Below are 1,404 nucleotides of genomic sequence, written 5' to 3' on the forward strand. Positions count from 1 at the left end.
GCATCCGTCTTTAGCTAAGCGAAGAACCGCGTGACAGCAGCGGCTTATCGAGGCTACTTTTCGGAAGGAATGAGGAGGTGTCGAGTGTGTACAACGAGACCTCCTCATCGAGAATCTTGCGTCGTCTCACTACACTGTTTCCCTCTGAGTTCCTTGAAGAGCACGCCGAGGAACTCGGCGTGGTCGAACGGGAGGGGAAGCTTCAGATTCCCGTCCTCGTGTGGGCGCTCGTGTTCGGCTTCGCCGCAGGCGAGAGCCGAACACTCGCTGGGTTCAGACGTAGCTACAACTCCACAGCCGATGAGACGATCTCTCCTGGTGGCTTCTATCACCGGTTGACGCCGTCACTTGCAGAGTATCTCCGCGACCTCGTCGAGCGTGGTCTCGACGAGGTCGCTGTTCCCGACGCTGTTGACGCTGATATCGACCGATTCAGGGACGTGATGATCGCTGATGGAACGGTGTTGCGGTTACACGAGTTCCTTTCCGACGAGTTCCAAGCTCGCCACGAGGAGCAGGCTGGAGCGAAGCTCCACCTGCTCCACAATGCCACCGATCAGACGATTGAACGGATTGACGTGACCGATGAAAAAGCGCACGACAGCACGTTGTTCAAGACGGGATCGTGGCTGCATGGACGGCTAGTTTTGTTCGACCTAGCGTACTTCAAGTACCGCCGCTTTGCGCTGATCGACGAGAACGACGGCTACTTTGTGAGCCGGTTGAAGCAGAACGCGAATCCGGTGATAACAGAGGAGTTACGGGAATGGCGCGGGCGCGCCATTCCCTTAGAAGGGGAGAAGATCCACGACGTGGTCGGTGATCTCTCGCGGGAGTACATTGACGTAGAGGTCGAAGCGGAGTTCAAGCGGGGTGAGTACGAGGGAACACGGTCGCTAGACACGAAGCGGTTCCGCGTCGTCGGCGTCCGAGACGAGGACGCCGACGACTACCATCTGTACATCACAAATCTACCGAGAGAAGAGTTTCTCCCGGCAGATCTAGGGACGCTGTATCGGTGTCGATGGGAGGTAGAAACGCTGTTCCGTGAGTTGAAGACGCAATACGAACTAGATGAGTTCGACACGAGCAACCCTGTTGTGGTGGAGATTTTGCTGTATGCGGCGTTGCTGTCGCTGCTAGTGAGCCGTGAGTTGTTGGATCTGGTCACCGAGCAGGCTGACGACGAGATTGTGTTTCCACCGGAACGCTGGGCGGCGACCTTCCGGTCGCACGCCCAGCTTGTTCTCCACGAACTCGGTGAGTACCTCGGCTACTCACCACCACCGTTGCTGGAGCGGCTCATCGAGGACGCTCAGAAGATCCATCAACAACGACCGATCTTACAAGAGACACTTGCTACCGCTACACAACCGAGGTGTGAGTCTTAGCTAAAGACGAATG

General features: G+C 56.8%; 1 protein-coding gene. It reads left to right on the forward strand.

Annotated elements, in window-relative coordinates:
* Window positions 1-116: 116 nt before the first annotated feature.
* Window positions 117-1,391 carry an IS4 family transposase gene (locus ACFQEU_RS15875; RefSeq protein WP_379783741.1) on the forward strand — a complete coding sequence of 425 codons (1,275 nt, stop codon included), beginning with the start codon at window positions 117-119 and terminating at the stop codon, window positions 1,389-1,391.
* Window positions 1,392-1,404: the final 13 nt, after the last annotated feature.

The sequence above is a fragment of the Halorubrum tibetense genome (assembly GCF_042661865.1).
In the GTDB taxonomy this organism is placed as follows: Archaea; Halobacteriota; Halobacteria; order Halobacteriales; family Haloferacaceae; genus Halorubrum; species Halorubrum tibetense.